Source organism: Nonomuraea sp. CA-143628 (assembly GCF_050942315.1).
In the GTDB taxonomy this organism is placed as follows: domain Bacteria; phylum Actinomycetota; class Actinomycetes; order Streptosporangiales; family Streptosporangiaceae; genus Nonomuraea.
Genome location: NZ_CP192072.1, coordinates 5,790,896 through 5,817,773, shown reverse-complemented (window position 1 = coordinate 5,817,773; position 26,878 = coordinate 5,790,896). Strand labels below are relative to the sequence as shown.

The 26,878-nt window shown below is 68.4% G+C and carries 22 protein-coding genes; 8 read left to right on the top strand and 14 right to left on the bottom strand.

The annotated features are described in order from the left end of the window. Positions 1 to 218 precede the first annotated feature (218 nt). Both ACQP2T_RS26630 and ACQP2T_RS26625 read right to left on the bottom strand, forming a co-directional pair. On the bottom strand, positions 219 to 1,724 hold the full coding sequence (locus tag ACQP2T_RS26630) for a wax ester/triacylglycerol synthase family O-acyltransferase (protein ID WP_433518762.1): 1,506 nt from the start codon (positions 1,722 to 1,724) through the stop codon (positions 219 to 221). Positions 1,725 to 1,898: 174 nt separating this feature from the next. Continuing rightward, complete coding sequence (locus ACQP2T_RS26625) at positions 1,899 to 2,423, bottom strand: hypothetical protein (protein ID WP_433518761.1); 525 nt, start codon at positions 2,421 to 2,423, stop codon at positions 1,899 to 1,901. A 256-nt stretch (positions 2,424 to 2,679) separates the two neighbouring features. Here ACQP2T_RS26625 and ACQP2T_RS26620 point away from each other — a divergent pair, with 256 nt between their 5' ends. Beyond that, entirely contained in the window at positions 2,680 to 3,393 is a 714-nt protein-coding gene (locus ACQP2T_RS26620) for a CBS domain-containing protein (RefSeq protein WP_433518760.1), read from the top strand. Positions 3,394 to 3,645: 252 nt separating this feature from the next. Here the strand turns inward: ACQP2T_RS26620 and ACQP2T_RS26615 are convergent, their stop codons facing one another. Both ACQP2T_RS26615 and ACQP2T_RS26610 read right to left on the bottom strand, forming a co-directional pair. Further along, positions 3,646 to 5,334 (bottom strand): sensor histidine kinase, encoded by a 1,689-nt coding sequence (locus tag ACQP2T_RS26615; RefSeq protein WP_433518759.1) that lies wholly within the window; start codon positions 5,332 to 5,334, stop codon positions 3,646 to 3,648. A gap of 427 nt (positions 5,335 to 5,761) precedes the next feature. Then, positions 5,762 to 6,535: a DUF6544 family protein gene (locus ACQP2T_RS26610; RefSeq protein WP_433518758.1), complete on the bottom strand. Its 774-nt coding sequence runs from the start codon at positions 6,533 to 6,535 to the stop codon at positions 5,762 to 5,764. Between the two features lie 326 nt (positions 6,536 to 6,861). Here ACQP2T_RS26610 and ACQP2T_RS26605 point away from each other — a divergent pair, with 326 nt between their 5' ends. Genes ACQP2T_RS26605 through pflA form a run of 3 tightly spaced genes read left to right on the top strand, consistent with a single transcriptional unit; the run spans position 6,862 to position 11,005 of the window. Continuing rightward, the gene (locus tag ACQP2T_RS26605; protein WP_433518757.1) at positions 6,862 to 7,905 is read left to right on the top strand and encodes a zinc-dependent alcohol dehydrogenase family protein; all 1,044 of its coding nucleotides are present in this window, start codon (positions 6,862 to 6,864) and stop codon (positions 7,903 to 7,905) included. Positions 7,906 to 7,961: 56 nt separating this feature from the next. Continuing rightward, positions 7,962 to 10,217 carry a formate C-acetyltransferase gene (pflB, locus tag ACQP2T_RS26600; protein WP_433518756.1) on the top strand — a complete coding sequence of 752 codons (2,256 nt, stop codon included), beginning with the start codon at positions 7,962 to 7,964 and terminating at the stop codon, positions 10,215 to 10,217. After that, positions 10,214 to 11,005, top strand: a complete 792-nt coding sequence (pflA, locus tag ACQP2T_RS26595) for a pyruvate formate-lyase-activating protein (RefSeq protein WP_433518755.1) — start codon at positions 10,214 to 10,216, stop codon at positions 11,003 to 11,005. Before pflB ends, pflA begins: the two co-directional genes overlap by 4 nt. 169 nt (positions 11,006 to 11,174) lie before the next feature. Here the strand turns inward: pflA and ACQP2T_RS26590 are convergent, their stop codons facing one another. The 7 genes from ACQP2T_RS26590 to ACQP2T_RS26560 all read right to left on the bottom strand — a co-directional run bounded on the left by ACQP2T_RS26590 (position 11,175) and on the right by ACQP2T_RS26560 (position 16,457). Then, entirely contained in the window at positions 11,175 to 12,668 is a 1,494-nt protein-coding gene (locus tag ACQP2T_RS26590) for an AAA family ATPase (RefSeq protein WP_433518754.1), read from the bottom strand. Positions 12,669 to 12,840: 172 nt separating this feature from the next. After that, positions 12,841 to 13,128, bottom strand: coding sequence for a DUF1876 domain-containing protein (locus ACQP2T_RS26585; protein WP_433518753.1), 288 nt, complete (start codon positions 13,126 to 13,128; stop codon positions 12,841 to 12,843). 58 nt (positions 13,129 to 13,186) lie between these two features. Further along, positions 13,187 to 13,384: a DUF1918 domain-containing protein gene (locus ACQP2T_RS26580; RefSeq protein WP_433518752.1), complete on the bottom strand. Its 198-nt coding sequence runs from the start codon at positions 13,382 to 13,384 to the stop codon at positions 13,187 to 13,189. A 305-nt stretch (positions 13,385 to 13,689) separates the two neighbouring features. Continuing rightward, positions 13,690 to 14,217: a transposase gene (locus tag ACQP2T_RS26575; RefSeq protein WP_433518751.1), complete on the bottom strand. Its 528-nt coding sequence runs from the start codon at positions 14,215 to 14,217 to the stop codon at positions 13,690 to 13,692. After that, entirely contained in the window at positions 14,214 to 14,759 is a 546-nt protein-coding gene (locus ACQP2T_RS26570; RefSeq protein WP_433509576.1) for a winged helix-turn-helix domain-containing protein, read from the bottom strand. Before ACQP2T_RS26570 ends, ACQP2T_RS26575 begins: the two co-directional genes overlap by 4 nt. A 64-nt stretch (positions 14,760 to 14,823) precedes the next feature. Further along, positions 14,824 to 15,060 (bottom strand): Hsp20/alpha crystallin family protein, encoded by a 237-nt coding sequence (locus tag ACQP2T_RS26565; protein WP_433518750.1) that lies wholly within the window; start codon positions 15,058 to 15,060, stop codon positions 14,824 to 14,826. Positions 15,061 to 15,323: 263 nt separating this feature from the next. Beyond that, complete coding sequence (locus ACQP2T_RS26560; protein ID WP_433518749.1) at positions 15,324 to 16,457, bottom strand: site-2 protease family protein; 1,134 nt, start codon at positions 16,455 to 16,457, stop codon at positions 15,324 to 15,326. Positions 16,458 to 16,965: 508 nt separating this feature from the next. On the opposite strand from ACQP2T_RS26560, the gene ACQP2T_RS26555 reads away from it, so the two are divergent. After that, entirely contained in the window at positions 16,966 to 17,244 is a 279-nt protein-coding gene (locus ACQP2T_RS26555; protein WP_433518748.1) for a hypothetical protein, read from the top strand. Positions 17,245 to 17,707: 463 nt separating this feature from the next. Continuing rightward, entirely contained in the window at positions 17,708 to 20,386 is a 2,679-nt protein-coding gene (gene mgtA / locus ACQP2T_RS26550; RefSeq protein ID WP_433518747.1) for a magnesium-translocating P-type ATPase, read from the top strand. 1,075 nt (positions 20,387 to 21,461) lie between these two features. Here mgtA and ACQP2T_RS26545 read toward each other — a convergent pair. Next, entirely contained in the window at positions 21,462 to 21,917 is a 456-nt protein-coding gene (locus ACQP2T_RS26545; protein ID WP_433518746.1) for a hypothetical protein, read from the bottom strand. 258 nt (positions 21,918 to 22,175) lie between these two features. Here ACQP2T_RS26545 and ACQP2T_RS26540 point away from each other — a divergent pair, with 258 nt between their 5' ends. Continuing rightward, complete coding sequence (locus ACQP2T_RS26540) at positions 22,176 to 23,045, top strand: universal stress protein (RefSeq protein WP_433518745.1); 870 nt, start codon at positions 22,176 to 22,178, stop codon at positions 23,043 to 23,045. 209 nt (positions 23,046 to 23,254) lie between these two features. Then, positions 23,255 to 23,923 carry a hypothetical protein gene (locus ACQP2T_RS26535; RefSeq protein ID WP_433518744.1) on the top strand — a complete coding sequence of 223 codons (669 nt, stop codon included), beginning with the start codon at positions 23,255 to 23,257 and terminating at the stop codon, positions 23,921 to 23,923. Positions 23,924 to 23,954: 31 nt separating this feature from the next. Here ACQP2T_RS26535 and ACQP2T_RS26530 read toward each other — a convergent pair whose 3' ends face one another. Together ACQP2T_RS26530 and ACQP2T_RS26525 are read right to left on the bottom strand one after the other, a co-directional pair. Beyond that, positions 23,955 to 26,522, bottom strand: a complete 2,568-nt coding sequence (locus ACQP2T_RS26530) for a heavy metal translocating P-type ATPase (protein ID WP_433518743.1) — start codon at positions 26,520 to 26,522, stop codon at positions 23,955 to 23,957. Then, positions 26,519 to 26,731, bottom strand: coding sequence for a DUF2933 domain-containing protein (locus ACQP2T_RS26525; protein WP_433518742.1), 213 nt, complete (start codon positions 26,729 to 26,731; stop codon positions 26,519 to 26,521). Before ACQP2T_RS26525 ends, ACQP2T_RS26530 begins: the two co-directional genes overlap by 4 nt. Positions 26,732 to 26,878: the final 147 nt, after the last annotated feature.

Below are 26,878 nucleotides of genomic sequence, written 5' to 3'. Positions count from 1 at the left end.
GGTGCGCGGCATGATCGGGCATCGCCTGGTGGGTGGCGCGGCCAGCTTGAACAGCTCCGCGAGCATCTCCCCGAAGTGCTCGAACGGCGCGCGCCGGCGCGCGCCAAGGGTGGCCACCGTGATCCCTGCGGAGAAGGCCGCCAGGAACAGACTGCCGCCGCGCTCGCCCTGGTCCAGCCGGCGGACCAGGTAGGGCGGGGAACCGTGGTCCCCACTCGCTACCTCGGCCGCCCGTCCGCCGCCTTCGCCTTCGTGCCGGTCGATGGACGCTTGGCCACCCTTCGTGGCCGGGCACTCTTGGGACGCAGCGGCGTCACCACCGAAAGGGCGGGGGTTGGGCGGTAGGCGAGGCTCAGCGCTTGAAGTTCGTTCTCGATGGTGCGGGCGAGCGGCCCGACCTCGGGCGCACTGTCGTAGTCGCCGGTGACGCCGATAGTGACCTGGTCACCGTACGTGCAGATCGACACGCCGGTACGCAACCGCAAGGCGATCGGAACGTACGGGAGGATCTCCAGCAGCCGCCGGCCGAGCAGATCCAGCGGCTCGCGCGGCCAGGGCACGTTGGTGGTGACCGTGACGAGGTGGCGCTGCGGCAGGTGCGCGGCCAGCCGCAACCCCCAGGAGATCGGCAGGAACGGCTCGTGGCCGGCCAGCGCGGTCATCGCCTCCCCCGCCTGCGCCTCCCCGCTCGCCTCCAACTCGGCGAGGTGCTCGTGCACAACGCGCAACCGCTCGACCGGATCGACTACGTGCACCGGCAGGAACGCCGGCATCAGCGACACCCGGTTCTCGCGCCCGCCCCCCTCACCGCGGGCACGCACCGATACCGGGACCAGCGAGCGCACCGCGCGCGGGTGCGGCTCCTCACCGCGCTGGAGCAGCAGGTGGCGGAAACCACCGCTGATCGCGGACAGCACCACGTCGTTGAGGGTGACGTCCGCCCGGTGAGCGATCTCCTCGACGTCGGTCAGCGACCCGCGGGCCACGGCGTATCGCCGGTATCCACCGAGCGGGCCGGTCAGGGTGGAGACGCTCGCGGGCCGCAGCGTGCCGGTCAGAGCGATCAGACCACGCACGGTGTCCGCGACGCACCGGATGGTGGCACGCGGCGCGGCCAGCGCCCTGCCGATCATGTGCGCCTGTTCGACCGGATTGAGGAGCAGGTCGCGCAGCGCGCCCGCGGCCAGGCTCAGAGTGGACGGCTCGGGAGCCGGAGTCCACACCTCCTCCGGCGGCTCCGCCCGGCCTGCGGGCGACTCGTCGAAGGTCGCCCGGTTGAGGCGCGTGCCAGACAACCCGCCGACCATGCAAGGGTGCAGCTTCGACAACAGCGCCCACCGACCGCGGGACAAGCCTTCGATCACCCAGTACTCCCACAGGGGCCGGGCGCGATCGAGTCGCTGGGACATGATGTCGCCGATCCGCTCGTGGAGCACCGGGTCGTCGCCCGGTGGGGCGAGAGCCACGCGCCGGACGTGATAGGTCAGATCGAAAGCGGGGTCGTCCACCCAGACCGGCGAGCCGAGGTCGAACGGCACCTGGCGGGCCTTCTGCCGATAGCGCGGCATCAGCCGAAGCCTGGCTCCCATGGCCGTGAGGAACTCCTCCGTGGCGGGCGCGGGTCCTTCGAAGACGGCAATCGATGCGGTCGCCATGGACACCTCGGGTTCCTCGTCTTCGAGATCCAGGAATGCCGCGTCCAGCGGGCTCATGTGATCGGCCATGACCGTCTCCACCTCTGTACGTGTCGATGTGCCCCAGCGTCATCCCGTGCCGGGGCGGCGGCCAGGGCACAAGGTCCCCGGGCAGCCCGCCGTTGTGCCCGATCCGTGAGCGGGTATGTGCCGGCACAGTGCGATGCCCGCCCTCGGGCTGAAGGGTGGGCATCGACGCATCCGCTACTTGAGGTAGGGGTTGTGCTGGACGATGGGTAGCTTGCCGAGGCCGAGCGTGGTGCCGGCGCCTGCCAGGGCGAGGCCGACCAGGACGATGGCGTAGATGAGGTGTTCGTCCATGAAGGGATTGTTGGCCAGGGGTAGTTCGGCGGCCCACATGAGGACCAGCATGAGGCTGCCGGTGATGGCGGCGATCCGCAGGCCGACGCCGAGGATGAGTGCGGCGCCGATGCCGAGCAGGCCGAGCATGAACAGCCAGTCCACCCACGGCTGTCCGGCCAGGGAGCTGAAGAAGCCGCCAAGCGCGTTCTCGCCGGTGCCCTTGAGGAAGCCGGTGGTGGGGCTGCCGCCGGAGGTCCAGGCGCGGTTGGCCGGGGTGGCGAAGCCCCAGCCGAAGGTCTTGTCCAGAAACGCCCACAGGAAGATCCAGCCGATCGAGATCCGGGCGATCGCCCAGCCATAATCGACCGGGCGAGTGGCGCTGTCCCTTGGCTCGACGTTCATGGGGGTTGAACGTGTGGTGGCCATGACGGCCCCCTTTCAGTACGGAATGGCTGCTCTTCTCACGCCTCGATCACACCGTCTCCAGTGACCGGCGGGCAGTGCCGTACGGCCCGCCATGGTGGGACCTTCGGCACTTCGCACGGCGACGCCGGTCTCGGGGCTCCGCACCGTCACCGCATCGCCCATGTGGACCAAGGACGGGGCGCCCCAGGACTTCCGCCCCTATCGGTCCGGAGCGCAGGGCGGTGGGATCAAGGCGACATTCGAAGGAGGGTCCACCATGCGGACCACGGTGCAAGACGTCATGACCGCGCAGGTCGTCTCGGTCAACAGCAGAACGCCGTTCAAGGACATCGCTGAGGCGCTCATAACGCACGGCGTCAGCGCCGTGCCGGTGGTTCACGAGAGCAACTACGTCCTCGGCGTCGTGTCCGAGGCGGACCTGCTGTGCAAGGAGGAGTTCCGCGAACAGTATTACGGCGACGCCTACCAACCGCCGCTGCGCGCACGGCTACGCCACCTGATGGCGCAGGAAGGAGGCGGCCTCCGGCGGAAGGCGGTGGGTGACACGGCCGCCGAGCTCATGACATCGCCCGCGATCACGGTCTCGCCCCGCTCCTCGACCGTCACGGCCGCCCGTCTCATGAACAAGCACGGCGTCAAGCGCCTGATCGTCGCCGAAGATGGCTACCTCGAAGGAATCGTCAGCAGAGGCGATCTGCTCAAGACGTTCGTACGAGCCGACTCCGACATCGCCCGCGAGATCCGCGAGGAGGTTCTGGAGGGCTCGCTGCGCATGGAGAGCTCAGGCATCGCCGTACACGTCGACCGGGGTGTGGTGACACTGAACGGCTGGATGGACCGACGCAGCGAAACCATGCTCGCCACACGCATGGCCCACCGCGTCAGCGGCGTCGTCGACATCATCGACAAGCTGATCTGGAGGTACGACGACTCCAAACGTGCCGTCGACTCTTTCTCCAGCTCGTCCTGATCCCTCCAGCCTGTCCCGATCCCGTAGGCGCCGCGTCCCGCCCTGATGCTCCAAAGCGATGAACGAGGGCCTTCGGCCCTTCCGCCCGAACCACCAGGGAGCGACGCGGCGATGATCTCGGTGGCCTCACGCCAGGCGACGCGCGTCAGGCCGCCCCTGCCGGGGGCCGACCGATAGCGGCGGCCGGCTTGGAACGGGCCGCCGTGGGGATGACCGGTCCTCGTCCTGAGTGCGACGGCGAACCTGAGCGCGTCAGAGAGGGACGCTCCAGCGAAGAGCGGTCCCCCCTGCTTCCGGAGAGGCGACGTCGAAGGAGCCGCCGAGCGTGGTGGCACGCTCCTGAAGGTTGCGCAGGCCGCTTCGCCTGCCGTCGGCGGGCAGTCCGACGCCGTTGTCCTGAACGGCCAGTGTGAGAACGTCATCTGCCGCTTCGACGGAAATATCAGCTTTGGAGGCCTTGGCGTGGCGGACCACGTTGGACAGCGCTTCGCGCAGGACGGCCAGCAGGTGCTCGGCTACGGGTTCGGGCACGCGGTTGTCGAGGCGGCCCTCCATCAGCAGGCCCGGCATGAAGCCGAGATGGCCACGAGCGGATTCCACCAACTCCACGATCTGCGCGCGCAGGCTCGGCCCGGCCGTCTCGCGCGCCCCCTGCAGGGCGAAGATGGTCGAACGGATCTGCCGGATGGTCTCGTCCAGTTCGTCGATCGCATGCCGCATCCGGCTCGACGCCTCAGGTTTGTCCACCAGCCGGACGGTGCTCATCAGTGTCATCGCGATCGCGAACAGCCGCTGGATGACCACATCGTGCAGATCCTTGGCGATACGGTCGCGATCTTCGAGCATGCCGAGACGTTCGGCGTCCCGGCGGGCTTCGGCCAGTTCGAGCGCGATGGCGGCCTGCCCGGCGAACGCCCCCAGCATGCGTAGGTCCGCGGCGCTGAACGGCAGCCGGCCCGACCGTTTCGCCACTGCGACCACGCCGCGTACCTTCTCCCCCATGCCCAGAGGCGTCAGCAGTTCGGGGCCGAAGCCCAGATGACGCAATGGCGAGTTCGTCTTGTGCAGGTCCTGCACTGAGACGGCCTCGCCATGGGTGTAGACCTGGCCCGCCGCGGTGGCCGTCAGATCGAAGGTCAGGCCCGCCACCTGCTCGGTGTGCTCGCCATCGACGTACTCCACCACCAGCGACCGTCCGCTCTTTCCCGGTATCAGGATCTTCACCAGGTCGGCGTCGCTCATCTGGCGGGCGCGGGTCGCCAGTATCGTGAGCACCTCGCGCGGGTCAGCCCCGGACAGCAGGCTGGTGGTGACCTCGGAGGATGCCTGCAGCCAGGTCTCGCGCCGCCGGGTCTCCTCAAACAGCCGGGCGTTCTCCACCGCGACACCGGCGGCGGTGGCCAGCGCGATGACGATCGCCTCATCCTCCTCATCGAACTCGCCGCCGCCGCGCTTCTCGGTCAGATACAGGTTGCCGAACACCTCATCGCGCACCCGTACGGGCACGCCGAGAAAGGTGCCCATCGGCGGGTGCCCGGGAGGGAAGCCGTGGGACTCGGAATGATCGGAGATACGGCCGAGGCGCAACGGCCGGGCATCCTTGATCAGCAGCCCGAGCAGGCCGAGCCCGTGCGGCCAGTGCTCGATGCGGGCGATCTCCTCCTCGCTCAACCCGACCGGGATGAACTGCAGGAGCGTGTTCTCCTGCCCGACCACGCCCAGCGCACCGTAACTGGCGTCCACCAACTGGGTGGCGGTCTCCACGATCCGGCGCAGCACCGTCTCCAGATCCAGGTCGCTGCCCACCGACACGACGGCTTCCAGCAGCGCGTGCACCCGGTCACGGGTGGCCAGCACGGCATTCAGCCGCACCTGCAGCTCGGCCAGCAACTCATCCAGCCGCATGTTCGGCATCAACGGGCGACGCTCGCCTTCCGTCATAGAGATCAGTTTTACACCGCGACGCGCCCATGACCATCTCCCGCGAGTCGATGAGCGCTCGGCTCTCACTTCAGCGCGTCGGACAGTGGGCGGCGGACCGGGCTGCCGCATCCACCACCTCTGACAGCCATGCTCCAGGGGCGAACGTCCCTTCCCAGAGGTGTAGAACAACCTGTCTTCAAGGGTCCTCCAGTCCCCTGCGGAAAGGACCTGCGCATCTGCTCGGGCGCCGGGCAGCGCGGCAGAGTTGGCATCACACCAACGACGTGTCAGAGGAGCTGACTGAGATGCGGACCACCCAGATCACCATGCGCCCGAAGCCGGCACGGCCTCGGCCGGAGATCGACCGCCGCACTCCGTCCGGGCGACCCCTCCCGTTCTGATCGAACCACCCCGGACGAGCCAGTCGGCAGCAAGACTTTCAGCGCTACCGGAACAGGGCGTCGTCGATGGTGAAGCGGATGAACTCGCCCTCGGCCCACCGATCGGTTCCGGGCCACCAGCCGCCCGCCAGGTAGGCCGGAACGGTGAACCCGTCGAATTCGATCTCGCGCCCGCACTCCACCCCGAACACGTGCTCGCGGTAGCGACCCTCCCCGGGATCACCCCAGCGGGACATCGTGACGCGCTCCAGTGCGCCGCTGGGCGCGACGGTCAGGGTCACGTCGTGGTCCTCGGACCCCACCGGAAGGCTGGCGATCGCTTGGCGGTCGTCGATCGACTTCCACCGTACCCTCGGGTCGAGTGCGGCGGCGGGCGCCATGACGAACTCACACGCCAGCCGTCCAGCGGCGCTTCTGGTGATGTCCGGACCGGCACCCGACATCACAGGGATGAGGTCCAGCAGCCGCCAGCGCATCTCCCCCTGACCGGCGCGATACCGATCGAACCCGTGCACGGGTAGCAGCCCCAGGTAGGCGGTGGCCGACCAGACGAAGCCCTCCATCGGCAGGAGTACCTGCTGGGCGCGGAAGTCGCGCCAGGTGTTGAGCCGGATGGAGCCGCGCATGTCCAGCACCACCGCACGCAGCAGGGGGGTCCCCGCAGCGATGGCGTGCAGCACCCAGCGGCGCGCCGGTTCGGGCAGGTGGCCGGCTTGTGCGGGGTCGAACTCCTGGGCGCCCTTGGTCTGCGCCTGAAGGAGGTCCCAGTCGTGGCAGGCGGTCTCGGTCATGTACGGCGGGGCGACGATGACGCTCATGACTGCCTCCAAGGAGTCTGTACCGCGGCCACCGGGCAGCAGGCCCAGTGCAGGACACCGTGACCGACCGACCCGAGTGCCACCGAGGCGAACGCCGCCACGCATCTCTTTCCAGAGCTCGAACCACTCCAGCCTCGCGAAACAGGCGGCTGGCCGCCGGAGGACGAAGTCCCGAATCCGCGCGCCATTGGTCCCGGAGCGAGCCAGCACGCAGGACCTTGATCGGGCTGCAGGCGCGGCCGAAAGGCAGCGATGGAACGGGACCTTCGTCCCTATTCAGGCTGACCTGTCCCGGCCAACGTGAAAGGTGAAGACAACCAGGAGGCATGATGAAGGCGCTCATCTACCACGGTCCCGGCCGGCGGTCCTGGGAGGAGACTCCCGATCCGCAGCTGATCGAGCCCACCGACGCCATCGTCCGCGTGAACGCGGTCACCATCTGCGGCACCGACCTGCACATCCTCAAGGGCGACGTGCCCACTGTCGAGCCGGGCACGATCCTCGGCCACGAAGCGGTCGGCACCGTCATGGCGACCGGAAACTCGGTCGGCACCGCCAAGCCGGGAGACCGGGTGCTGGTGTCGTGCATCTCGGCGTGCGGGCGCTGCCGCTACTGCCGCATCGGCATGTTCGGCCAATGCCTGGGCGGCGGCGGCTGGATCCTCGGCCACCGCGTCAACGGCACCCAAGCCGAACACGTCCGCGTGCCGTTCGCCGACACCTCCACCCACCTGCTGCCCGACGGCGTCACCGACGAGGCCGCGCTCATGCTCGCCGACATCCTGCCCACGGCCTACGAGGTCGGCGTGCTGAACGGCCACGTACGGCCAGGCGACACGGTCGTGATCGTCGGAGCCGGGCCGATCGGCCTGGCCGCGATCACCACCGCACAGCTGTTCACGCCCAGCCACATCGTCGCCGTCGACCCCGCCCCCTCACGGCTGGAGGCCGCCAAGCAGCTGGGCGCGGACCTGATCGTAGGCGCGGGCGACGATCCGGCCGGCGCGATCGCCGAGCTGACCCGCGGGCTGGGCGCCGACGTCGCCATCGAAGCCGTCGGCCTCCCGGAAACCTTCGAACTGTGCACCCGCCTGGTACGCCCCGGCGGCCACGTCGCCAACGTCGGCGTCCATGGCACACCCGCCACCCTGCACCTCGAAGACCTGTGGATCCGCAACCTCACCATCACCACCGGACTGGTCGACACCTACTCCACGCCGACCCTCCTGGACATGATCGCCGCCGGACGGCTGGACCCCTCCAGGTTCATCACCCACCGCTTCGCCCTGCGGGACATGGACGCCGCCTACGAGACGTTCGCCGATCCGGTGGCGACCGGAGCTCTCAAGGTCGTCCTGTCCCGCGGTTGACACCGGTCCAGCCGCGCTACGAGAGAAAAGCAGGCATTCGACATGAGGGGGAACCGATGACGGCCACAACGGACCGCTCCACCGAACTCGCGGCATGGCGCGGTTTCAACGGCACGGCGTGGCGGGCGGCCGTGAACGTGCGCGCCTTCATCCAAGCCAACTACCGGCCCTACGAAGGCGGCGAGGAGTTCCTCGCGGGCCCGACGGACCGCACCGCGGCCTTGTGGGCGAAGGTCTCGGCGATGTTCCCCGAGGAGCGGCGGCGCGGGATCTATGACGTGGACACCACCACGCCGTCGTCCATCACCTCCCACCGCCCCGGCTACATCGACGCCGGCCGCGAGCTGATCGTCGGTCTGCAGACCGACGCACCACTGAAACGCGCCATCATGCCCGCGGGCGGACTGCGCATGGTGGAAGCCGGCCTCGCCGCCTACGGCCACACCCTCGATCCCCTGGTACGGAAGATCTTCACCAAGCACCGCAAGACGCACAACGACGGCGTGTTCGACGCCTACACCCCCGAGATCCGGCGCGCCCGCCGGGCGGGCGTGATCACGGGCCTGCCCGACTCCTACGGCCGCGGCCGGATCATCGGCGACTATCGCCGAGTCGCGCTGTACGGCGTGGACCGGCTGATCGAGGCCAAGCAGGCCGAGCTGCGCTCGCTGGAGGGCGCCTTCGCCACCGACGCGGTGATCCGGGACCGCGAGGAACTGGCCGAGCAGCGGCGCGCCCTGGAGGAGCTGAAGCAGATGGCCGCCTCCTACGGCCACGACCTCTCCTGTCCCGCCCGCACCGCACGCGAGGCCATCCAGTGGCTGTACTTCGCCTACCTGGCCGCGATCAAGGAACAGAACGGCGCCGCCATGTCGCTCGGCCGCACCTCCACCTTCGTCGACATCTACCTCCAGCGTGACCTCGCCGAAGGGCTGATCACCGAAGAACGCGCGCAGGAGCTCATCGACGACTTCGTCATCAAGCTGCGCATCGTCCGCTTCCTGCGCACCCCGGAATACGACCAGCTCTTCTCCGGCGACCCCACCTGGGTCACCGAGTCCATCGGCGGCATGGGCTCCGACGGCCGCACGCTGGTGACCCGCACCAGCTACCGCTACCTGCAGACACTGCGCAACCTCGGCCCCGCCCCCGAGCCGAACCTCACCGTCTTCTGGTCACCGCGCCTTCCGCAGCCGTTCAAGCGGTTCTGCGCCGCACTGTCCATCGAGACCAGCTCGATCCAGTACGAGAGCGACGACCTGATGCGGCCGCGCTTCGGCGACGACACCGCCATCGCCTGCTGCGTCTCGGCCGCACCGGTGGGCAAGCAGATGCAGTTCTTCGGTGCCCGGGTCAACCTCGCCAAGACGCTCCTGTACGCGATCAACGGCGGCCGTGACGAGGTCACCGGCGAACAGGTCGCCCCCGCGTACCCGGCGCTGACCGGCGACCACCTCGACTACGAGCAGGTCACCGCGGCGTTCGACCGGATGATGGACTGGCTGGCCGCCACCTACGTCAACGCGCTGAACATCATCCACTACATGCACGACAAATACGCCTACGAGCGCATCGAGATGGCCCTGCACGACTACCCCGTCAAACGCACCCTGGCCTGCGGCATCGCCGGACTGTCCGTCACCGCCGACAGCCTGTCGGCCATCAAGCACGCCCACGTCAACGTGATCCGCGACGAGAGCGGCCTGGCCATCGACTACACCGTCGACGGCGACTACCCCGCCTACGGCAACAACGACGACCGCGCCGACTCCATCGCCGTCGACCTGGTCCGCTCATTCATGGCCAAGGTCCGCCGCCACCCCGCCTACCGCGAAGCCGAACACACCCAGTCCGTGCTCACCATCACCTCCAACGTCGTGTACGGCAAGCACACCGGCAATACCCCCGACGGCCGGCGTGCCGGAGAGCCGTTCGCTCCCGGCGCCAACCCGAGCAACGGCCGCGACCGCCACGGCCTGGTCGCCTCCGCGCTGTCGGTGGCCAAACTCCCCTATGACCAAGCGCTCGACGGCATCTCCCTGACCAACACCGCCACCCCTGAAGGGCTCGGCCGGACGCCGGCCGAGCGCGTGGACAACTTGGTCGGGGTGCTGGACGGCTACTTCGACGCCGCCGGGTTCCACATGAACGTCAACGTCCTGACGCGGGCGGTGCTGCTGGACGCCATGGAGCACCCCGACCGCTATCCGCGACTCACCATCCGCGTCTCGGGCTACGCCGTCAACTTCGTCCGCCTCACCCCCGAGCAGCAACGCGACGTCATCAACCGCACCTTCCACGGATCGCTGTGAACACCCGTCAGGCCGACCTCGAACAGGCCGCCACCGAGCTGTGTCACCCGCCGGCCCCGCCGGGCACCGGCGTGATCAGCTCTTGGGATCTGTCCATCGGCGTGGACGGCCCCGGCACCCGCTTCGTCGTGTTCACCTGCGGCTGCCCGCTGCGCTGCCTGTACTGCCAGAACCCTGAGACCTGGCGGATGCGCGACGGCCACCAGGTCACGGTGCGGGAAGTCATGACCGAAATCGACAGATACCGGCGCTTCATCTCGATAGCGGGTGGCGGGGTCACGATCAGCGGCGGCGAACCGCTGCTCCAGCCCGGCTTCACCGCCGAACTGCTGCACCGCTGCCACGACAGCGGGCTGCACACCGCCCTGGACACCTCCGGGCTGCTCGGCGACCGTGCCGGCGACGCCATGCTCGCCGACACCGATCTGATCCTGCTCGACATCAAGTCCTCCGACCCGGCCACCTACCGCAGAGTGACCGGCGGTCCGCTGGAGCCGACCCTGCGCTTCGCCCGCCGGCTCGCCGCACTCGGCCGCCCGACCTGGATACGGTTCGTTCTCGTCCCCGGACTCACCGACGCCGAAGACAACGTGGACGGTCTGGCCCGCTTCATCGCGGAACTGGGCAACGTCGAACACGTCGACGTCCTGCCCTTCCACCGCATGGCGGCGGCCAAGTACCGCAAGCTCGGCCTGCGCTTTCCGCTGGCCGACGTCGCACCACCCGATCAGGACCTGCTCAACCGCGTGCACGCCCAATTCCACGCCTACGGTGTGGCCAGCACCTGAAACGTTGATCCGCTCCGATCTGGCGACCGTTGAAGAACTGAGCGTCGCGTTCGGAACAGGTCCGTTCGTCTGTGATGCCTAGGTACGCGGACATCCGACGAAGGTGTTTGTACGGGCCATTCGGAAGTCTCGGGCTTCCGACCCCCGTTTTGGCCAAGCCTGTAAGCGATCAGCCTGGTTCCAGCTCAGGGCGCCGAAAGCGCCAGGGCACCGTCGTCCAGCGGGCGTGGATCGCCGCCAGAGCCCGCTCGAACGCCTGCTCCGGGGACACACTGGTGTCGATCTCGATGGCATCAGGCCAGGGCGCCGCCTTCGCCGTCATGGCAGTGGCGATCGCCTGGTCCGCGTCCGACATCCCACCCGCACGGTGGGCCAAGCGCTCCGCGATCAGCTGCGGCAGAGCGGTGCAGCGCAAGGCCACCAGTTCGCTGAATGTGCGCCGCGCGAGGAGCTCGGCGGCCTCCCGCTGCTCGGCATCGCTCCATGAAGCGTCGAGGATGACCGGCTCACCGTGACGCAGCAGCTTCTCAGCCCGGGACAGCAGCTCCTGGTACGTGCGCTCGGTCCACTCCCGGCGGTAGATGCCCTCACCGAAGGGGGCCCGCGCGGGCTGTTCGGGCGCGATGCCGGCGAGTTCCTTGCGTATGCGGTCGCTGTTCAGCAGCGTGTAGCCGAGCCGGTCGGCCATGGCGGCGGCGACGGTGGTCTTGCCGGTGGCCGGAGTCCCACCGACAAGGACCAAGGTCACCGCGCCGGCCCGCAGGTGGCGTAGCGCCAGCTCAGCGAGCTCACGGCCCTCTCGCGCCGCGCCGGCGTCTCCCTGCTGACATCGGAAGCCGGCGACCTTGGCTCGGACGAAGGCCCGGTAGGCGACGTAGTGATGCCACAGCGAGGGCGATGCGAGATCACCGGAAAACTCGGTGTACCAGTGGAGGAACAGCTCGGCCAGCCGGGGGGCGCCCAGCCGTTCCAGGTCCATGGCCAGGAAGGCGGCATCGTCCAAGCGATCGAGAAAGCGTAGCCGTTCGTCGAACTCCAGGCAGTCCAGGATCCGTGGCCCGTCGTCGAGGCAGAAGATGTCGTCGGCGAGCAGGTCGCCGTGGCCGTCCACGATGTGCCCTTCGCTGACCCGGGTGGAGAACAGGCGTTCACGGCCGTCGATGAACCGCAGAGCGAGCCGTTCGATCTCCTGGATCACCTGGGGGTCGAGAGTCGCATCGGGCAGCGCGCGGACCTGCTCGAAGCTTGCCGTCCAGCGGCACCGCAATGCCTGTGCCTCTCCCTGCCTGTCGATCTGCGGGCAGTGCCGGGAACGGTCGTGCATGCTCGAGACCATTCGGGCGACCTGGCGAACGTGCTCGTCCACCGGGTTCCCGGAGCGGATCATCGTGGCGAGGCGGCGCTCCTCGGGCATGCGCCGCATCATGACGAGATGCTCGCAGAGTTCCCCGTCGGGGCCGAGGACGTCGGCGACCCCCTTGTAGACATCGGGTGCCAGCCGCTGGTTGAGCTCCACCTCCTCGTGGCACACGGCTCGCCGTGCTTCGCGAGTGGTGAAGTCCAGGAAGCCGAGATTCACCGGTTTCTTCAGCTTGATGGCCTGATCCCCCAAGAGGATCACCACTGCGGAATGCGTCTCCTTGATCTGTGCCCACGGTCTCATCGATGACGCCTCCGCGCTCTGCCGCCCACGTGGCCGAAACCTGGCTCGACACGCGGGGCTCGTCCTGCGAGGCAGCCTCCTGATTGCCCTGTGTGCGTATTTCCCCAGGTCAAGGCGCCATACTCGATCACGGACCGCCACGTCAGCGACGGCCCAGTCGGCGCGGAGGAATTCAGGCGCGACCCGACGGCGTACCTCCGGCAAAACCGGGCCGCCGCCCGGCCAGTTCGGCGATGTCATCGGCTGTGACGACCAGCAACTTGTGTGCCAGGTCGGCCAGTGCGCGACCTGCCGCCAGCTCGTCACCTATCTCTGGCACCGATCGGTCGATCGGATTACGGCGCGCGGTCCCGACCCCGGCCAAACTGGTCCTGTCCCGAGTGAACAGGACCGCTCGGGCAAAGGTGCCGTCGCCCTCTTCTGTGATGTCGATCCGTACAGACCATTCCTTGGTTTCCATGCCAGAAACCTCTTCTCCACGGCCCCGGCCGTCTCGTGCCGTTACGCGGCCAGAGCGTTCAGGCCCGCGTCTCCCGAGGCTCGACGTGAGCATCCGGCCCTGGATAGACCAGCGTTTCGTGCTCCTCGTCGAGCCAGTGGACGTCATACGGCGGCGTGCCGTCCTCGTGGTGCAGAGCGATGATGACGCCGATGCGGCGCTCCTCCCCCAGGTGAGCGCTCTGTATCACCAACCGGTCTCCGACTGCTGCCTTCATGACTTCTCCCCCTTCGACCTTGGTCGGTGTCGCCGCCTGCCCGTGCCGTCCCGGCCGCGAACAGAGTGATGACCGACCTCCCTTCTTCCAGTTGACCTACGCGTGGACTTGGCGGCTAGAGGCCAACGTCCTTTCATTGCCAGAGGCCGAAGTCCTCTGCGGTCCCTCTGGATCGGGCCATCGGCCAGTCGAACAGGTCGGGTAAGGCGCGCTCGGGCGCCTCAACATGTCCATATATGCATCTATGTCCAGCATGGGCTCTCTTGGGTATTAATCCCATCTCTAGAGAGTTTCAAAGGCTGTGGTTATGGCGGTTTGAAGTCGAGATGGGTCTTGGCGATGAAGCCGCTGATCAGCTGAGGCCGGTACTGCATCTTCTTCAGCCTGGTCTTGATCAGTCGGGCGAGCTCGTCGAGGGTCTTCTTGGTCAGGTTGGCCAGCGAGCGCTTCAAGTGGGCCCAGACCGCCTCGACCGGGTTGAGTTCGGGTGCGTAGGTGGGCAGTCGGATGACCGTCAGCCATGGGCGGGCGTTGATCAGCGTGCGCATCTTCACGCTGATGTGGGTGTTGAGGTTGTCCCAGCAGACCACGATCGGGCCGCCGAGCTGCTGGTGGGCGGCGTCCAGCAGGGCCGCGTAGTCGCGTTCGGAGAAGGACTTGCGTTCGCCCTTGCGTCCGCGGCGTAGCCGGATCCGGTAGATCAGCCGCGGGGCGCAGCCGGGTTTGGTGGCCACCAGGCCAGCGATCATGACCGTGCCCGAGCCGCCGCCCGACACCTTCACCACCGGGGTGGTCCCGCGCGGTCCCCAGCTACGGCCCTTGGGCGGCCTCAACCCCTGGCCAGCCTCGTCCTCGAAACATAACCAGGCGCCCAATCGTGCCGCGGTCCTTTTCCCTCGCTCCAGGCATGTTCCCGCCAGGCGGCGATCGCGTCCTCGTCGCGTTCGGCGGCCCGGCGGGCGGGCGCCTGCCAACTCCACCCCATCCGATGCAGCAGGTAGTCCACCCCGCCCACCGTGTAGGACACCCCGAACAGCCGACCGATCAGATCCGCGATCCGGGCCAGGGTCCAGCATTGGTCCTCGGCCCAGCCGTGCGCGGCAGGCCCTTGTTCCAGCGCCGCCGCCAAGGCCTCCACCTGTGGGCCGGTCAGTTTGCACTTCTCCCCGCCCGGCCCCTTGGAGGCCAGCGCGTCCATCCCGCCTTGGTCAAAGGCCCGGTGCCAGCGGTTGGCCGACATCAGGCTGACCCGGAAGTGTTCGGCGACCTGCCGGTCACTCGCCCCGGCGGCGAACATCTCCCCGGCCGCGAACCGCACCTGCTCCCGGCGGGCCCGCGCCTGCGCGGTCAGCCCGCCACTGTCGGGATATCTCATGTCTCCGGTATGAACGGCGACCGCCCACATGTCACCCCAGCCGTGACGATACAACTACATAACGTCAACCTTTGAAGCTCTCTAGGAAGACCTCCGGTGCAGGGGACGGAGGGTGGGAGGAGCTCGTGATGACGTGGGAGCTCGAAGCGCCCGCTGCGCCGCATGCGGCGGTGCTGGCGGCCAGCCGTTTCCTTTCCTTGATCTCTCCGGTCACCACCAGTTCCCGGTCGTTCATCTCGACATCGATGTCGTCCTTCTGGACGCCCGGCAGGTCGATTTCGGCGACGAATGCCTCAGACACCGACGCCGGCTACAAGACCTCACCCTCATTTGATCAAGGCTTGTCACCCATTCGCGCGAGTTCTCAAACGGTACAGGTTTGCGTAGACGCACACGCGGAGCCCCTGTCCTCGTGATCCGAGCACGACGAGTTCGGCCTCGGCCTGCGCCAGCACCGCGGGAGGGGCCCTTTCCAGCAGCGACCGGATCTCTACATCGGGGGCCAGTTGCCGCAACCCTGCGGAGCTCCGGTCTGATAACGCTCGCTACCGACCTCCGAACGAATCAGCTGGTCGCGTCCGCGCTGGTCCGCAGCCGCGCCTGTCCCAGGGCTCGGCCCAGGTCGGCGCCGGTCACCATGCCGACCAAGCGGTCGCCGTCGACGACAAGGGCGGCGATCGGCTGCCCTTGCACGGCCTGCTCCAGTAGCAGGGTGGCCTCCTCGTCCGGCGCGAGGGTACGCACCGGCGGCTGCCTGGTTGTGAGCGTCTCCACCCGCGTGGAGTTCCGGTGTTCCGGGGGCACCGCCGCCAGGGTGTCCAGCGAGACGAAGCCAGCTGGAGCGCCGGTGAAGGTCACCACTGGGAAGACCGTCTGGCGGGAGTTCAACACGACCTTCTCGACGAGTTGTTCGACGTTCATCCAGGCAGGCGCCACGTCCGGCGCCGGGGTCATCACCTCACCCACCAGCAGGCCGCGCAACCCCGCACGGGCGATCTTGATGGCAAGCTCCTGGCGTGCGCTTGTGGCGATGTACCAGCCAAGGAAGGCGAGCCACAGGCCGCCCAGCCAGCTCCAGAGGAACGCACCGAGGAGACCGACCGAGATAAGCGTCGTACCGAGGGTCTGTCCTGCTCCTGCTGCCGCTCGATCCGCTCGGGTGGCGTCGCCGAACCGCCGCCACAGCAGCGCGTGCAGCACGCGCCCGCCGTCCAGAGGGGCGCCAGGGAGCAGGTTGAACAGGCCGAGCATTAGGTTCATGGTGAACAGCCACGCGGCGGCGGACGAGACCAGAGCCGGTCTGGGCAGGAAGAGGTAGGCGAGGAAGGTCACAGCGGCGATGCCTAGGCTGGCCAGCGGGCCCGCCGTCGCCGTCGCCAACTCGATCTGTGGACTTTTCGCCTCTTCTTCCAACTCGGTGTAGCCACCAAGGACCCACAGCGTGACCGAGCCAACCCTGAGCCCTCGCCAGCGGGCGATCAGCGCGTGAGCCGCCTCGTGGGTCAGCAGCGAAGCCATGAACAACATGCCCGTAACCACGGCTACCAGCCAGTACTGCCTCTGGCCGTATCCCGGCACAGCCTGCGGCAGCACGGTGGTGCCGAGCAGCAGCACGATGAGCGCCGCGATGCCGAGCGCCGACCAGTGCGCACGCAGCGGGATGCCTGCCACTCTGCCCAGCGGAAGTGTCTGCTTCACTCAGCCATGGTCCCCCGGCGACATCTTGCCGGAGCAGAGCCAAATGGCCCCTATCGGCAGGACCTTGGTCTGTCGGGTCTACCGGTCTGGGACGGATGCCTGGCCTCTTTCAGGGCTCCCGGAGCGGCGGGGAGGGTTGGTGGGGGTGCCGGTCCGGTGCCCGAGGGGCCGACCACGCAGAGATTCTCGCGCCTGCCGACTCACTCCAGGGTCCGCAGGCGGACTGCGTCGGAACCGGGATCGAGGAGGCCTCCTCGTGCCAGATGTGGAAGGTCTTGCCGGTGGGGAAAGCCGCGCGGGCGCGTCGGGTGCGGCGGTTGGCCGCGTCCCGACCTATGGCTTCCTCGGCCAGCAGGGCCCGCACGATTTCGGCGGGATCCCAGCGTTGGGCCTTCGCGGTGGGCCGTCATTCATGAAGATCGTGCTCTTTCCTGGTCGCGGTCGGCGAGGAGTCTGCGCCGGCCGAGGCGGTGTTCTTGCTGCCGTGGGGTTCGGATAGGTTGCCCGGATGACTGACGTGGACCCGCTGGTGCCTGTTCTTGCCGGACTGGTCGTCGACGTCGTCTGGTTCCTCGAGGGCTGCGGGGACGATGAGGTGGATCCCGACTCCGCGGTGAAGATGATGGAGAGTGTGGGCTGGGTGCTGCTGCAGTTGCCGGCCGACCAGCGCGGCCGGTTTCTACAAGTGCTCACGGACCTGGCGGAAGCAGAGCCGAACTCGGGGAGGCGGGAGTTCTTGGAGTCGTTTCCCTTCGCCGTCGGCCTGGTCGAGGACCGGGAAGCCTGAGCCCGGGAGTAGTCGGGACGGGCTTGCCTAGGCTCACCGGATTCGACCCGAACCCGGACCAGGCGGAAGTACCTGGCTGCAGGCTATGGGTCTCGCTGCGGCGGATCGGCTCCGTACGGTCGTGCTCGCTTTGGTGGCCCAGGAGGGGTGGCGACAATGCCGGCCAGGTGACCGCTCCGGCCGAAAGCCCGCCCGGCAGGAAGAAGCCGAACGGCGGAGCGCTCGTAGACGGTGGAGCTAAAGGCTCACGTCAGCGGAATCGCCTCAGCTGTGTGGTTCTTCCAGGTGTCCACAGACCCGCATCGGTGTGCGTCGTGTGGCAGTGGGCTTGCGATGACACGGAAAGCCGTCAAGGGCTCAGGGTCGCAGTCCCGACGCTCGGGACTTTGGCCCCTAACGCACCCGCGGGTGACCGCTCAGGATTTATGGGAAGAACAGCCGCGGGGAAGCAAGGGGGCGGACGATGGTCGCGACGACCCGCCCAGGCGACGTGGTCTGGCTGGACGTCGCCGACGCGGCGGCGCTGCCGGCCGAGGAGGTGCTGGCTCGGCTGGGCAGCGGGCGTGCGGGGCTGACGACGGGACAGGCGCTGGATCGGCTGGCAATGCTGGGGCCCAACGCGGTGCGCTCGCACCGGGCGCGGTGGCCGGCGGTGCTGGCCCGTCAGTTGCGCTCACCGCTGCTGATCTTGCTGGCCGTGACCGCTGTCGCCTCTTTCTTCCTCGGTGAGCCGAAAGACGCGCTGATCATCGGGGCGATCCTGGCGGCCTCGGTCGGGCTGGGCTTCGTCAACGAGTTCCGCGCGGAAAAGGCCGCCGAAGCGCTGCACTCCCAGGTCGAGCATCGCTGCGTGGTCCGGCGCGACGGCCACCCCAGCTCGGTGGCAGTGACCGAGCTGGTCCCCGGCGATGTCGTCGAACTACGGCTGGGCGAGATCGTACCGGCCGACCTGCGGTTGATCTCGGTGACCGGCCTGGAATGCGAGGAGTCGGCGCTGACGGGCGAATCTCTGCCGACGGCCAAGGCCACGGAGCCGACCGGCGCGAACACCGCCCTCGCCGAGCTGACCTGCATCGCGCTGATGGGCACCGTTGTGCGCGAGGGTTCGGGCACCGGCCTCGTGGTAGCAACCGGGGGCCGCGCCGAATTCGGCAAGATCGCACTCGCTCTTGGTGAGCGTCATCCCGAAACCGAGTTCCAGAAGGGGCTGCGCCGCTTCTCCATGCTGCTGGTGCGGGTCGCCGCCGTACTCACCACCACGATCTTCATCATCAACGTGATCTTGCATCGGCCGATCGTCGACGCGCTGCTGTTCTCTCTGGCGATCGCGGTGGGCATCTCCCCGCAGCTGCTGCCGGCGGTCGTCTCCACCAGCCTGGCCGCCGGCAGCCGACGGCTCGCCCGACACAAGGTACTCGTCAAGCGCCTGGTGTGCATCGAGGATCTGGGTGACGTGGAGGTGCTGTTCACCGACAAGACGGGCACCCTCACCGAGGGCCGCATCAGCTTCATGCGCGCCCTGGACGCGGCCGGGCACGTTGGCGAGGAGCCGCTGAAGTTCGGCCTGCTGTGCGACGAGGCCATCGTCGACTCCGGCGGCGACCCCGGTGGCGGACGGGTGATCGGCGGCAACCCCCTGGATCTGGCCCTGTGGAACTCGCCCGCCGCTGCCACCTTGCACGAGCAGCTGCGCCGCTACCGTCGGCTGGCCGTTGTCCCCTTCGACCACGAGCGGCGGACCGTCTCGGTCCTGGTCGAACGTGACGACGGCCACCGCCTGATCATCAGCAAGGGCGCGCCAGAAGCCGTCCTGGCCCGGTGCGCCGACGTCCCCGCACAGGCGGCCGCCGCGCTGGAAGCGGAATTCGCCGCCGGCAACCGGGTGGTCGCCGTGGCCACCCGAGAGGCCCCCGGTGCGGCGACGCTGACGCCCGCCGACGAACGCGATCTGACCTTCCGCGGCCTGCTGGTGTTCCTCGATCCGCCCAAGGCCGGCGCCGGCGATGCCCTGCGACGCCTTGCCGAGCTCGGCATCACCGTCAAAGTTCTCACCGGCGACAACCCGGCCGTGGCCGCGAAAGTCTGCGCCGACCTCGGCCTGCCCACCGCACGAGTCCTCACCGGAGCCGACGTCGACGCCGCCGCCGACACCCGCCTGGCCGAGCTGATCGACAAGACCACCGTCTTCGCCCGGATCAGCCCGGAACACAAGGCCCGCATCGTGCGCCTGCAGCGCCGAAGCGGCCTGGACGTGGCCTTTCTCGGCGACGGCGTCAACGACGCCATCGCCCTGCACGCCGCCGACGTGGGCATCTCGGTCGACTCGGCCACCGACGTCGCCAAAGACGCCGCCGACGTGCTCCTGCTGGAAAAAGACCTCGCCATCCTCGCCGACGGCGTCGTGCAAGGACGCCGGATCTTCGCCAACACCATGAAGTACGTCCTCATGGGCACCTCCAGCAACTTCGGCAACATGTTCAGCGCGGCGGGCGCCTCACTCCTGCTGGGTTTCCTGCCCATGCTGCCCTCACAGATCCTGCTCAACAACCTGCTGTACGACACCAGCCAGCTGGCCATCCCCACCGACAACGCCGACCCTGAGCAACTGGCCCGCCCCTCCCGCTGGGACGTCCAGCTGATCCGCCGCTTCATGCTGTTCTTCGGCCCGATCAGCTCCCTGTTCGACTTCGCCACCTTCGCCATCATGCTGCAGGTCTTCCACGCCGGCCCTCCGCTGTTCCGCAGCGGCTGGTTCGTCGAATCCCTGGCCACCCAAACCCTGGTGATCTTCGCCATCCGTACCCGCCGCATCCCGTTCTTCCGCAGCCACCCCAGCCTCCCCCTGCTGCTGGCCGCCCTCGGCGTCGTCAGCGTCGGCGCCCTGCTGCCCTCCACCCCGCTCGCCAACACCCTCGGCTTCCAGCCCCTGCCCGGTCTGTTCTTTCTCACCCTGGTCACCATGGTGATCATCTACCTGGGCCTCATCGAGCTCGGAAAGCACTGGTTCTACCTCAGCACCCCACCGGTGGCGCGCCACCGCGAACCGCCGCACGCTCACCGCATCCACCGCAGAGCCAGCCGCTTCACCGTCGCAAGCACCTCCTTGCCACGCGAAGCCAAGACGGCGCCCGCCAGGCCATAGCCGACCACCAGCAGCCGACCCACAGCCGCTCCTTGATCAGACCAGCCCGCGGGTCACCCCACCTGCCAGCGCCGACCGCGTTACCCATCCCGACGATGCGACGCCCACATGCCGCGACTCCAGCGCGCACGAGGTCGAGGTGGGCCGGTCGATGAGTCGTGGCCTCGCAACGAGACAGTCGCCAGCCACTCGGGGCGCGACAACACCTGCAGGTCACTGTTGGCTCTGATGTGGTCATCCCATTCCACACCACCATCACTGGACCATTCCCACCTCCGCCGCACCAGGGCAGAAGGTTTCGCCCGCGCCACCGAAGGCCCGTCCATCTCATTCCCTTCGAGAGCCTGCTCGGCCAAGCCGAGAAGCGCGCGATCGACCTGCTGCGCACCCATCGTGACGCGCTCGACCGGCGACCACCCGATGGAACTAATTCAAGATCGAGTTACACCGTTTACTGTTACTGGACACGCCCGGCTGTAGTGCCTCTCGCCAGGTCATGGCACCAGACCCCCGGTGAGCACATCGCTGTCGCACCTCCGCGCGGCCAGTTCCAGAGCGGCGCGCACCCGCCGCGCGTCCGCCGCGAGGACGCATCGAGCACACCGTCTCCGACGAGCAGCCGACAGCGAGCCCGTGCCCCACCGGACAATGGCCGGCCTTCCACCAAGCGCGTCTGCGCGATCAGCAGGGCGGTCGCGCCCAGCGCCCAGGGCCTGGCTGGCACGACGGTCTCAGCCATCCGCTCGGCCCAGGCCAGGCGCATGCCCAACTGGATCTCGCGACGGCTGCCGCCGCCCGGGTCTCCCCACGGAGATGTGGTCAGCACCGCCCGGATCTCGGAGAGCGACCCGCACAACCGCAACCGCGACCAGGCCGTCCCGACAGACCCCAAAGTGAACTCGGGTTCTGCCTCGCCTCCCGCGAGTCGACACATCAACTCGTCCGCATTGGCGAGCTCGAACCAGCGGGCCAACAGGCGCACCAGCTGTCCTCCATCAAGGGGCAGCCAGCCGGCCAGGACACGCAGATGCCACTGCAGAGTTGCCAGCACCCCCACTGGGCTTCCGCCAGGCTCTCAGGTCTCTGGCCGAGGACCCGTCATGACCGCCTCCTGGGTAGCGGGCTCTGCTGGCTGACACGCCTTACCGACTCGATGTGCGGTGCGGGCAGAACGCCTGCGGACACCGTCGGCGGCGAGCGCGGCCTCACGCAGGAGGGCGGCACTCGCCTGATCGTCGCGCTGCCGGGCTGCCGCCGACGACCGTACGCGCTCCGCCTCCGCCTCCGCACGGGCCGCCGAGACGATCGCCGCAGCCCGGACGCGGGCGCCTTCCTGTGCCTGGTCCGCCAGGCGCTGGGCGCGCCATCGCTCGTTCATGCAGTCGGCCTGGACATCGGCTAGAGCCGAGAAGACCGGGGCCAACTCCTCGGCCTGGTCAGCCGCGTAATCGACCGGGACACCAAGAGCGGCTGCGGCACCGGGCACACCAAAGGGACGGAACCGTGCCAGGACGTCGCCCAGCCGGGCCATCACTATCTCCCCCGCGTCATGCCCGTCACCTTGGGTAATGCCCCTTAGAAGGCCAATAGCCGGTCACCGCATGGGCGAATGTCTGCCAGGGAGTGCCCCAACGGGCCGGCTGCCGACACCGTCAAGCCGGCTCCGCGGAGCGGCTTCCGGTGGCTAGGCCGCTGGTTTCCCGGCCCGCCGATCATCTCCAAGTTTTGGGACTTCTGGCCCTGCCCGGTTAGCCGCCAAGGGGCTGAAATGGAAAAGGGGAAATGTGCGATGTCTGATCTGATCGTGGTGGGTGTCGATGGTTCGGTGCCCGGATTCGACGCCGTGGCGTGGGCGGCCGACGACGCCTTTCGGATGCGTGTGCCGCTGCGTACCATCTGTGTGGTGGAAACCTGGCCGTACCAGGTACCGCAGATTCCCGCGCCTGAGTGGGACGACGCGCTGATCGAGAACGCGCGGAAAGCCCTGGCGCAAGCCGAGGAGATCGCGCGCGAACGCCAGCCCACCGTCGAGGTGAGCACCGAAGTGATGACGGGAGCACCGGCGGCTGTCCTTCGCGAGCAGGCCGGCGACGCGACCGAACTGGTGGTCGGTAGTAGAGGGCTGGGTGGCTTCGCCGGGGCTGTACTCGGCTCGATCGGCATGAACGTCGCGGGCCAGGTGCCGGTTCCGGTGGTCGTCGTCCGGCCAAGGGCCGCTGTGACCCACGGTGAGATCGTCGTCGGCCTCGATGGCTCCCCTACGTGCGAGCCCGCTCTGGCCTATGCCTTCCGGCAGGCCGAACTGCGTGGAAGCACCTTGCGGGCGGTGTACGCCTGGGCGCTGCCGTTCGCTCTGGCCGCCGGCTTCTCCTGCGACTTCGAAGCGTTGCGCGAGGCCCAGCACCACGTCGCCGAGGAACAACTCGCCTCGTGGCGGGAGAGATACCCGCGGGTCAAGGTGATCGTGGACGTCCGGTGTGCCCACCCCGTCAATGCGCTCGCCGCCGCCGGCGACCGGGCCGACCTGCTGGTCGTCGGCTCGCATGGCAGGAGCGCGGTCGGATCGATCGTTCTTGGCTCGGTCAGCCGAGGCGTCTTGCACCACGCGCGTTGCACGGTGACGGTGGTGCGCGCCAAGGACGCTCCCGCTCCGGCATAACGTCCGCTGTGTCGCCGCCCCCATAGACATCCCCCTCCGAGCCAATGCCGCCCCGGCGGCACCCTCCTCTTGCCGGATCGGGCGTTGCGGCTCATCCTGCGGGGGCGAGGCGAAGCACGTGCCCGACGTCGCGGTGCGGAGTGCTGACGGCGAGCGACGCATCTTCGCCTTCGCCACCAAGCGCCTGACCTGAGCGGGGAGGCTGACACGTGGGCGATACGACATGGGAGCGGTGGGGCGCCGCCAGCGGACTGGTCAGCGTCGCCGTCGGCGCTGCGGCCCTCATCTTCGAACGGGGCGGCGTACGCCCAAACGCCCCCGGCAACGAGATCACCGACTTCTACCTGCGCAACGGCCAGGCCCAGCTGACCCAGAGCCTGTTGTTCACGGCCGGCGCCGCGGCTCTGCTGTGGTTCGCAGGCAGCCTGCGTGCCTTCCTGGCCAGGGCGGAAGGCGGAACGCAACGCTTGTCCACGCTCGCCTTCGGCGCCGCTGTCGCCCAAGCGGCGATGAACCTCCTCGCACAGGCCTTCCAGGTCGGCCTGGCCGGCGCCCCGCATGGCGGCCAGGTGCCACCGGCCCTGATATCGATCATGGACGCGGTGTTCATCCTGGCCAACGTCCCGCTGGCGGTCATGCTGGCGGCGGTCGCCATGGTGTCGTTGCGCACGCACGCCTTCCCCTCGTGGCTGGGGTGGCTGGCAGCGTTGGCCGCGGCCGCCCACGCGCTGTTGTCGGCGAGCATCGTCACCGGCAGTGGGCCGCTCGCGGCCGGAGGGTGGTTGGCCACGGCACTCTACCCCGCGCTCACGGTGTGGCTGGTGCCGGCCGCGATCACGATGATCGTCCGGATCGGACACGGCGAGAGCGGCACATGATCCACCCGAGCCGCGCGTTCAGGTCATCGACTCATGCCTGGTGTTGCCGGTCTTTCGGTTGGACCTGGAATCGACCACCATCCCGCGAAACCGGGTCGGTGACGGCGGCGAACTCGGCTCCCGTTTCGACGATGACGTGCTGATCGGGCGGGACCGGCGGCGCCGGGGGCAACGCCGGCGGGGTAAAGCGGCGCAGCCGGTTGGCATTGCCCACCACCGACAGCGACGACAGTGCCATCGCGGCGGCGGCGAAGACCGGGCTGAGCCGAATACCGAGGAAGGGGTAGAGCACCCCCGCCGCGACCGGGATGCCGACCACGTTGTAGACGAACGCCAGGAACAGGTTCTGTCGGATGTTGCGCATCGTGGTCCGCGACAGCCGTACCGCGGTGACCACTCCGCCGAGCGCGCCGGAGATCAACGTGATGTCGGAGGCCTCGATCGCCACGTCGGTGCCGGTGCCGATGGCGAAGCCGACATCGGCCTGGGCCAGCGCGGGCGCGTCGTTGATGCCGTCTCCGACCATGCCGACCCTCGCCCCTTCTCCCTGCAGGCGGGCGATCTCGGCAGACTTGTGCGCGGGCAACACCTCGGCCAGCACCCGGGTGATGCCGACCTGGCGGGCGATGGCCTCGGCCGTCCGCCGGTTGTCCCCAGTGATCATCACCACCTGAAGTCCCAGCCGCCGCAGAGCCGCGACGGCCTGGCGAGAGTCGTCCTTGACGGTGTCGGCCACCGCGATCACCCCAGCGGGCTCCTCGTCCACGGCGACCATGATCGGGGTACGGCCCGCCCGGGCCAGGCGATCGGCCTCTTCCTCAAGCGCCGAGGTGTCGCCGAGCAGACGCTTACCGCCGACCAGCACACGACGCCCCTCGACGGTCGCCGCGATGCCCTGCCCGGTGACCGATTCGAACTCCGACGGCTCGGTGAGGATCAGTCCGCGCCCGGTCGCGCCCTCGACCACGGCCTGGCCCAGGGGGTGCTCGGAGGAACGTTCGGCACAGGCGGCCAGGCGTAGCACCTCATCGGCCGCCCAGTCACCGTACGGAACGACGTCCGTGAGCGCCGGCTTGCCACGAGTGATGGTGCCGGTCTTGTCCAGGACGATCGTGTCGAGCTTGCACGCGGTTTCCAGGGCTTCGGCGTCGCGGATCAGGATGCCGGACTGAGCCCCCTTGCCGGTGCCCACCATGATCGAAAGCGGGGTGGCCAGCCCGAGCGCGCACGGACAGGCGATGATCAGTACGGCTACCGCCGCCACCAATGCCAGTGTCAACGCCGGAGCCGGTCCGGCGACGAACCACACGGCGAAAGTCACGATCGCGATGGCGATGACCGCCGGGACGAAATAGCCGGACACCAGGTCGGCCAGCCGCTGGATCGGCGCACGGGATGCTTGGGCGGCCTGGACGAGACGGATGATCTGAGCCAGCGCCGTTTCCGCGCCCACTTTCTCGGCCCTGAACGTGAACGATCCCGTCTGGTTGACCGTCGCGCCCACCACGTCATCGCCCGGGCCCTTGTCCACCGGGATCGACTCGCCGGTCACCATCGACTCATCCAGCGTCGAACGCCCCTTCACGACGACCCCGTCGACCGGAACCTTCTCGCCCGGCCGTACGACCACCTCATCGCCCGGCACGACGTCCGCGATGGGAATCTCGATCTCCGCACCGTCGCGCTGAACCCGGGCGGTCCTGGCCTGCAGGCCGATCAGCTTGCGGATGGCCTCGCCGGTGCCTGCCTTGGCCCGCACCTCCAGCAGACGGCCGAGCAGGATCAGCGTCAGGATGACCCCGACGGCCTCGTAATAGACGTCACGAACCCCCTCCGGCAGCAAGCCTGGCGCGACCGTGGCCAGCAGGCTGTAGCAGAAGGCGGCACTCGTACCCAGCGTGATCAGGCTGTTCATGTCCGCCGAGCGGTGCCGCAGAGCGAGCCAGCCCACGCGGTGGATCGGCCAGCCCGTATAGAACATCACCGGCGCGATCAGCGCGAGCTGCACCCAGTGGTTGAGCAGGAACTCCGGGATCCATCCCGCGCCGAAGAGCTCATGCGCCATGACGGTGAACGCCACAGGCAGGGTCAGCACAGCCCCGACCAGGACCCGGCGCGACAGGTCGGCGATCTCGGCACGCCGCTCCGTCGCCTCGACATCCTGCGAAGGCGGTTCGGCCAACGTAGGTGTGGTGATCGCGGCGACATCGTGACCGTCGCCAGAGCCGGGTTCGACGATCAGGCGGCCGTGCACCATGTTCATCCCGCAGCTGAAGCCGTACTCCCCCGCGCTGCCCGGCGGCAACTCCACCGTGGTCTTGGCAAAGGCGGGCAGCGCCCGGCTGACCCCGAAATCGGCGAACACCACCCGGGAGGTGCAATCCCCGCTCTCCCTCCGGTTGAAGGTCAGCCGCGTGGGGGTGCCCTGCCGTACCCGGATGATGTCCGGCGAGAAGCCGCCGCGCACGACGATCTCGATCTCCTGTACTCCGTCACGCAGTTCGGCCAGGCTGCTCTTCCTCGGCCCGAAGAAGTACCAGCCGAGGAAACCCAGCAAGGCCAGGGAGACGCCGATCACGACCCAGTCGGTGGCGGTCACGACTGCCCTGCCTTCTTGTGATCCTCGCCCTGACGGTCATGCTGGGCGTCGCCGTCGTGGCCGCTCATGGATCGCATCATCATCAGCATCATGAGCGGGCAGCCCAGCAAGGCGACTACGAACAGGACCGTACTCGCCGGGGCGCCGGCCCAGAGCGCCACGATCACGGCCACGGCGGCGACAGCCGCCAGGATCAGGTGCTGCTTCATCGTGATGACCTCCGCAGGTGGTCGTCCTTCTCTACTATGCTCTCGCTAGCATGCGACGGAGGCTTCGCCTGTGCTATAGAAGAACGTCCTGATGATAGGGGTCGAAAGTCCCATCAACGGAGTGCTACCGGCCGTAGTAGATGAACC